This window comes from Oribacterium sp. NK2B42 (genome assembly GCF_000424445.1).
Lineage (GTDB): Bacteria > Bacillota > Clostridia > Lachnospirales > Lachnospiraceae > Oribacterium.
Genome location: NZ_KE384190.1, coordinates 62,005 through 69,794 on the forward strand (window position 1 = coordinate 62,005; position 7,790 = coordinate 69,794).

General features: G+C 38.3%; 7 protein-coding genes. 1 reads left to right on the plus strand and 6 read right to left on the minus strand.

Features of this window, described 5'->3' with window-relative positions:
• Positions 1-129 precede the first annotated feature (129 nt).
• Genes G625_RS0116975 through G625_RS21690 form a run of 3 tightly spaced genes read right to left on the minus strand, consistent with a single transcriptional unit; the run spans position 130 to position 3,353 of the window.
• Positions 130-1,152 carry a tyrosine-type recombinase/integrase gene (locus tag G625_RS0116975; RefSeq protein WP_029202048.1) on the minus strand — a complete coding sequence of 341 codons (1,023 nt, stop codon included), beginning with the start codon at positions 1,150-1,152 and terminating at the stop codon, positions 130-132.
• Positions 1,145-2,134, minus strand: coding sequence for a tyrosine-type recombinase/integrase (locus G625_RS0116980; RefSeq protein WP_029202049.1), 990 nt, complete (start codon positions 2,132-2,134; stop codon positions 1,145-1,147). Before G625_RS0116980 ends, G625_RS0116975 begins: the two co-directional genes overlap by 8 nt.
• A gap of 4 nt (positions 2,135-2,138) precedes the next feature.
• Positions 2,139-3,353: a tyrosine-type recombinase/integrase gene (locus G625_RS21690; RefSeq protein WP_049895991.1), complete on the minus strand. Its 1,215-nt coding sequence runs from the start codon at positions 3,351-3,353 to the stop codon at positions 2,139-2,141.
• Positions 3,354-3,491: 138 nt separating this feature from the next.
• On the opposite strand from G625_RS21690, the gene tnpB reads away from it, so the two are divergent.
• Positions 3,492-3,689 (plus strand): IS66 family insertion sequence element accessory protein TnpB, encoded by a 198-nt coding sequence (gene tnpB, locus G625_RS23705; RefSeq protein WP_198014934.1) that lies wholly within the window; start codon positions 3,492-3,494, stop codon positions 3,687-3,689.
• Between the two features lie 60 nt (positions 3,690-3,749).
• Here the strand turns inward: tnpB and G625_RS0116990 are convergent, their stop codons facing one another.
• The 3 genes from G625_RS0116990 to G625_RS0117000 are packed head-to-tail and all read right to left on the minus strand — an operon-like array spanning position 3,750 to position 7,098.
• The gene (locus G625_RS0116990; RefSeq protein ID WP_029202050.1) at positions 3,750-4,802 is read right to left on the minus strand and encodes a tyrosine-type recombinase/integrase; all 1,053 of its coding nucleotides are present in this window, start codon (positions 4,800-4,802) and stop codon (positions 3,750-3,752) included.
• Positions 4,799-5,770, minus strand: a complete 972-nt coding sequence (locus tag G625_RS0116995) for a tyrosine-type recombinase/integrase (protein WP_049895992.1) — start codon at positions 5,768-5,770, stop codon at positions 4,799-4,801. Before G625_RS0116995 ends, G625_RS0116990 begins: the two co-directional genes overlap by 4 nt.
• The gene (locus G625_RS0117000) at positions 5,770-7,098 is read right to left on the minus strand and encodes a tyrosine-type recombinase/integrase (protein ID WP_198014935.1); all 1,329 of its coding nucleotides are present in this window, start codon (positions 7,096-7,098) and stop codon (positions 5,770-5,772) included. Before G625_RS0117000 ends, G625_RS0116995 begins: the two co-directional genes overlap by 1 nt.
• Between the last annotated feature and the right edge of the window lie 692 nt (positions 7,099-7,790).

The window sequence follows — 7,790 nt, forward strand, 5'->3', positions numbered from 1 at the left end:
TTTCCAGCGCAAACAAGATATATCTTGTTACAGGCTACACAGATTATCCGAGAAGAATTATTATTCGAGAAAATTTTAGTAAAGTCAGTTTCTACCAGTGTTTTCATTAATTCTTCTCGGATAATCATTCTACTTCCTCTTCAAGAAATCCGGAACATCTTTTTTAGAATCCTTTATTTCAACTTTGTTTCCGAACCAAGTATCATTCCACTCTTTTAGTTTCTTGTCGACTAAATCTTGTGACATCTCAGCATAAATCTGTGTGGTCTGAACCGATACATGACCTAATATGTTCTTGATTGTTACTATATCTACTCCGGCTTCCAATAAATGACATGCAGTACTATGCCGCATGGAATGAGGAGGATAACTGTCTTTTAAGAACATAGTCGGATATTTTTCTTTTGCAATAGTCACATACTTTTTATATATTCCCTCAACGCAAGATATGGTCATCTTTTCGTGTGTTTGACTTGAGAAAACATGTCTTTCAGGATAACCTCCGATGTGTCTGTGTCTGATATATTTTTGGATTGTTTCTGCCAAAGCCAATGAAATGCCTACTTGTCTGGATTTTGATCCTTTGCCAATCAACGTAACAGATGCGTTCTTATCATTTATATGGAGCCCATTCACGGTAAAATCACAGACCTCCTGAGCTCTGGCACCTGTTGCATACATAAATGATAGAAGAACTTTATCTCTCAACCCAGTTTCATATGTTTCATCTGGAAGTGCCAAAAGTGCTTTTATTTCATCTCTTGAGAAAACTGCTCGTATTTTCTTGTCACTGCGCTTTAGCGGAATCTTTATGACAGCACTTCTGAATACCGAAGCTGCATCAAAATCTCTATTCTGCGCATACTCAGAGAATGCAGAAAGAGCGGATAGACGTTGGTTTCTGGTGACAGCCTTACAATTTCTTTCTTTTTCAAGCCAGTTAAAGAATTCTAGCAGAGTATCATAATTCAAATCGGAAAATCTTAAATCATCAGCTTTGATCCCTTTTATATCTCGCATAAAACCGAGCAGCAACATAAAACTTTGCTTGTAAGATTCTATCGTGTTAGGACTAAGTCCTCGGCTGTGTGGCAAGTATATCTCAAAATAATCTTCCAGTAGTGAAATAAATTCAATCTTGCGCCTACTCATAGATGGTTACCTCCGGGAACAATTCTCCAGAATAATCATCAAACTTTGTAAGCGCATCCTCAAAATAATTACCGCTGTATTTCAAGTACTTTTCAGTTTCATAAAGACTATCATGGCCTAAATATGTTGATAAATATGGAACAGATTCGCTAGCTTTTATACCATGACGTTCGTTTTTGTCAAATGATCTTACAACAAACGTATGGCGGAAACAGTGAAGACAAACACCGCGTCCATTTTTTAAAGGTTTTCCGGTGTTTATTCCGGCCAACCTAATAATACTCCTATAATAGTTTCCAACGTTATCAGTCGAAATATGACTATGCATGTCTTCTGCAGGAAAAAGATATGCATCAGAATCATTAAGTATTCCCATACCTATGCAATAGCGATAAAGAATCTCAGCCAACTCTTTCCCAAAGGGAACCAGACGTTGTTTGTATTTTTTTGTAACCTTCAGAATAATAAGGTTCCTGTCAAAATCCAAATCTCCAACTTTAATGTTTACCGCTTCTCCGACACGTAGTCCGCAGCAATACAGCAGGCGCAGGAGCATCGGCATCTCTTTTTCCACATATTTGTTCTTTCTAAACTTGTAGACAACCATTGAATCAGCAAATGCAAAGATTTTTTCTACATCCTCGTCAGAATAGAGATAAGGAACATATGTGTCATGCGTCACAAGATTTCTTGGAATGAAGCACTTATAACCTGAGTTAACCAGAAAGATTAGTAACTGTCTGACATAGTGAACATGCTGGCCGGCAGTATTCAACGAAATACCTTTTCTAACTTCCTTAATCCAGGATTCGATTACCGTTTCTGGTATTTCTTTAACAATATGTTTGATCCTACACAGATATTCATCAAATAAAATCATTGTTCTTCGATAATGTCTATATGCCTCTGGACCGAGTTCCGACTTTCTTATAGAAAGGTGGAGCTTTAGTTCATCACAAAAAACAGAATTGAACTCTGTCATCTCATCACACCTCCCCATTTAGAAATGCGAAAAACTTTCCGGTAGGTAGTGGTGGCATCAGACTATATCTTCTGAGACGCTCTATGTCTACTCGGGCATAATGCTTAATAGCACTTTTAGAGCTGTGCCCTAGTACTTTTCTTACAGTCTCATAGCTTATCCCATCATTAACCATAGAACTTGCCAAAGAAGATCTTAAGGCATGAGGACCTTTTTTGCGTTTTCCAGTATCAACATTAGCCAGCATGATGTATTTTTTCAATGCTGCTCTGATGGATGAAGTCGTTATCGGGTTATGCGGAGAATAAACACTTATAAATATGAAATCTGATTTTACTGATGGTCTGGCGGATAAATAATCATCAATTGCTGACTTAACATCTCTGATTAACGGAATATGCAGCATGTGTCTTGTCTTTTCCTGGAGGATATCTATGCTGGATCTATTCTCAACATCCTTTATCTTTAACTTTACAATATCCCCTGAGCGCATTCCCATTCTTGAGGCAAGGAGGATCATTGCATAATCCCGTTTTCCTAGAAGTGTGCTCGTATCTATGATTTCTTCTATCCTTCGTATTTCTTCAATAGAATAAACACTTGGAATTACATATGGTTTCCTATAGTGAGGAACTAGTGTTGAATAGTCTGAATTCACACCTTCATAATCATTAAGATATCTTAGGAACAACCTGATCTCACCCCAGAGACCTTGATAAGTTATCTTTATACAGGCTTGGCTTATAGATGCTGGCGAAAGGTCTGAGAGAGTTTTACAGTCTAGTTTTACCAGCTCATCCAAAAACCATGACACCGCATATCTTTTGAAAATGATGGTGCCCTTTGCATAGCCTTTATTGGTAATCCTTGAACAATATCTATCCACTATTTCACCAAAATCATCCGTTAAACAAAAATGTTTACAGCGATCAGTGTGCAAATTTATCCAAGTATTGTTTAAGATATCGTTCAAACGGTACACTACAGTCCTAAGATTACTATAGTACTGGTTTTTACCATGTTTAGAATAATAATCGTTTAAAAATGCATCCCCTCCTTTCGCACTATAATAATTGTAGCCGTTTCCTTTTAGCCATTTGAAGATGCTGTTACACTGATACCTATAGCCGGTAACAGTAATAGGTGTACACCCTTGTTCGCTAAGTCTTTCAAGAAGTGTTGCCCTAAGTTCCTCAAATGAATAGCTCTGCACTTGCATTACAGCAATACCTCCTTATTGTAGTTTGATACAATAAGAATAAATGAGCTATCGTTATTCGAGAAGAATCATAAAAGATTCGTAAATCAGCAAATAAAACTAAAATCTTCTCGAATAATAATTCTTCTCGGATAATCTGTGTTATTCCAGTTCTCAAATAACACAGACATGAGAAAGAGCATAGATGGACTAATGGCCATAGTCCGCGATGCTTATAACCTTGATCCTTACAGTAATGCTGTATTCTTGTTCTGTGGCAGACGAGCGGATCGCATAAAGGCCTTACACTACGAAAAGTTATCCGCACACTTTTGTTATCCGAAGATATCTGAATAAAAACCAGGTAGTTCAAGGATTTTAGGATATTTTAAATAAAAAATGTGCGGATAACAATACTCATCTTAACCCACATTGGCGTGCCAGTTCATCTTCATCATCCGGCCATTCTTGTTCAACATCTGTTTTTGTGATCACCAAAGAGTCACCCATATTCATGACATCCCGCTTTTGTTCAAGTGATGGGAATGCATAATGATCTTTTGTTGTCTGAATGTTTGCATGTCCCATTGCCACAGCTATGGCTTCTATTTGAACGCCATCTCGATACAATCCTGTACCTCGAGTGCGCCGAAACATATGAGGGTATATTGTAGACGGCAAATCTGGATGATTTTCCCTGATTGCATCGCCATATTTCTTGAGTATCCTTTCGACATTACGCTCTGACATACGATGTCTTTCTCCATGCGAGGTTGTATATATGAATGGAATCCCTTCATTTACTGCACTGCGGCATTCTTGGTCATGAAACTCGGTTAAATATTGCCTGATTAGAGGTATTGTCTTTTCAGAAATTGGAACTATTCGTTCCTTGTTACCTTTACCATGAACAAGCAGATGCGGAGTCTCTACTTTGATCTGTACATCTCCTAGATTTAGATTAATTAATTCATCAGCTCTGATCATAGTGTCAAATAACACTGACATGATCATTGTATCTCTGGTTCCTGTTTTTGTATTTGGCGGAGCATCCAAAAGAGCGGCTATGGTTTCCTTGTTCTCAATGATAGGACGAATCACCTTCGGCACTCTCAGAAACGGAACTTCAGATACACTTATCTGTATCTGCTGTATTGAAATGTCTTTTGCAGCTGCATATCGTAAATACGTCTTTATGACTGCAAGTCGATTGTTAATGGTGCTTGGTTTTCGTTTCTTTTTATCAAGCAACCAGTTACGATACTCAAGTATAAAGTCAAATGTGCAGTCCAAAAAAGTAAACTCTCTTATTGAGATACCGCACTCATCAGTTACATATCTTCGAAAAACAGTAAGCCCATCCTTGTACGTTTTGATAGTTTTCTCACTGTCGTGACCCTGAGGCAGATACACATGAAGGAAATCCATGGTCATTGAGAAAAACAAATTCTTACCAAGTGTTCTCTTCATCTTACTCTCACCTCCGGGATTACTTTGGAGGCGACTGTATCATTCTTATGAATTATTCTGAAGGCCTCCTTGACCTGATGGTAGTAGTAGAATGTCTCATTGACAGACGTATGGCCAAGCTGTCTGCTGAGATATGGCATCATAACACTGAGATCAACGCCTTCTTCCATCCACTGGTTCATGCGGATTACTACATATGTATGACGGAGAGAATGGATTGTAGGAGTTTTTTCGCAAGTTTCAGCATACTTTGTTTTCTTCCAAAACTTATTGAAACGATCACCTATTCCACCAGAGATATGCTTGGAAGCATCTAATGCCGGAAATAGCCAAACCGTATTCAGATCCGGTATGTTTAAAAGATAGGTAATGTACTTCTTCAGAAGTTCTACCATATCCTCCGAGATATAAATCAGCCTGTCTTTATGTCCCTTTGCACCACGAATAATAATGATACTATTGTCATAGTCGATATCTTCTCTTTTTATGTTGAGTGCTTCATTTCTTCTAAGCCCCGTGGTCAGGATCAGTCTGAACAGGATTTTGTATTCATTCGATAACCGAATAACATGAGGCCAATTCTTTTGCGGAAAATAACTATCTATAACCGAAAACAATTCAGTTATTTCGTTGGCAGAAAGTATGTGTATAATCGGATGGTCTTTAACGTATCTCTCATCAGGTATGTATGCAGCATGCCCAATACCGTTCATAAATATCGAAAGCTGTCGTAACACACTTATACGGGCACTTCTACTGGTTCTTCCTTCAGTTGTTCTTCTTTGCATCCAGCCTTCAACCGATTCTCGTGTAAGCTCATCTAAATCTCCATTTTCTTTGATCCAGTACTCATCAAAGCTGTGCAGCACATATTCCTCTACAACATACTTGTATCCTAGAGCTCGCTTCTGAGATAACAGCCCCTGTATATATGGAGCCATAACGCTTTTAAATGTATACTCGCTCATCAGAATCCTCCTTTGAAAGATATATGGAGAACACTGAGAGATAACGGACATTCAGCCATTTTATCCTTATCCAAAGAAAGATATGGAGTTAGGCTTTCTGTACCTGAATGACCGATTGCATCTGCGATCAGTATAGGCTTTACTCCATTTTTCAGTCGATTGCTCGAAAAAGATTTTCTTGTGACATGAAATCCGGAACCATCAACATCTCTTTCAGGAAGAATCCGATTAATTGTCGCATAACAGATACACCTGGACATTCTTTCGTATGGAGCATGGACACTTACAAATATATATTCACTATTGGATGATCTTGATCTGCCATATCTGAGATATCTGTATATAGCATTACCAACGGATGTTGGCATTGCCAGCCATGCGTCTCTGGATGTTTTATTTTGGTTAAATCGAATGCATCGATTTTTCCAATCGATATCAGATAGTTTAAGGGTTACAATATCGGATCCTCTCATCCCCATATCTGACCCTAACAGAAAAATCGCACTATCCCTGAGTTCTAAAGGAGTGGAAGCAGATTCAACAAAAACTCTGACAGACTCGATTTCGTCTTCATCAAGTATTTTTACTATCGTTTCAACTGATACAGCAGCGGTTCCAAGGGCATGATGCAATCCTGGGGAAGAGATAATTCCCTTACGGTACAGGAACTTCAGAAATCTTTTGACCCGAAGATTGCATGCATTCTTTCCCTCTGGAGACAAATGTTTATCATCTATGTTGAATTCATGTATAACCTCGCCTGTAAGTTCCTCATATGATTTAAGCCCTTTTCTTAGCATAAATCTGCAAAACCTCAGCAAAGAATAAATGTCGTTCTTAACAGTTTTCTCATCAAGCTTTTCCTTTGAGCGTTGAGAAACAAATACGAGCAATGGAGTAATGCACCAGTCAGGCAGTTCATTAAGGCCGGATATTCCTCTGCGATATACTTTGCAAAAATCAACTTCTCCGGTCTCGCTATAATCTTTAAAAACGTTCAGTACTCGCTTGGCAACGATTAAAGACTTTCCGTGAAAAATGCTTTTGGCAGCATCTGAATTCAACCATATATTTGCCAGATCCGAATCATATCCAAGTCCGTTTAGATCAAGAAACAAATAGAGAGCCCGTATTACCCTTTCAAAGTCTTCAACATACTTCCTATGATATCCTTTTTTTATGAATTCTCTTACTAGTTCTCTACCAGCTTCAAGAAACTCATCTGCCGGAAAATCATTATATATAGATTTAAATGCAATGATGCGTTTCTGATCTTCATTAGAAAGCCATTCAACCTTAGTGATGCAATCAAGTTCGATCAGATACATATATATGTATCTGCCTATATGTACCTGCCTATGATCAGAAAGATACTTAAGAAACTGATGCAAGGTTGATTCCTCAATGATTCTTGACATCTTTTTAAGATGAGATAACTCCTTATCATATCTTTCGATATCGTCATAAGTGATTTCGTCAAGTCGCTTTCGGCCCCAGAACTGCATACATTTCAAAAATAGTCTGCATCGTCTCCGCATATTCTGCAGATGTATCATAGTGTGTTCATTTGCACAATCAGTAAGAAAAGCATCTACGGCAGACTCGAATCCCGGGATAAGATCAATAAATGAATACGTCTTTCTTTTAAAGACTGTCATAATGGTGTACCTCCTAGTATAGTAATGATGTAGTCATTAAGGACTACAGTTAATAGTTTCAATTTCCAAATCTAAGTAATGATTGAAGGGAGGATTCCCCTCTCATCAGATATCATCAAGGAGCTTAACTAACAGTTATACATGTCTGTAGCTCCCATATACTCCAGACAGATCAAAAGGTATATAATCATCGAGGCAGGATCATTGACGGTTCCTCCTTGGGAGCCAACTTCGGTTGGTGATACCTCGAACAAAGTCTGTCAGTCCATTCGGTGGTGATTTATGTTTTGGCTGGTTGGGAGCCTCAGGCTATACCTGTATAAGCCGCTAGGTTGCGTATCCACCCTGTGGGGAAATGGATG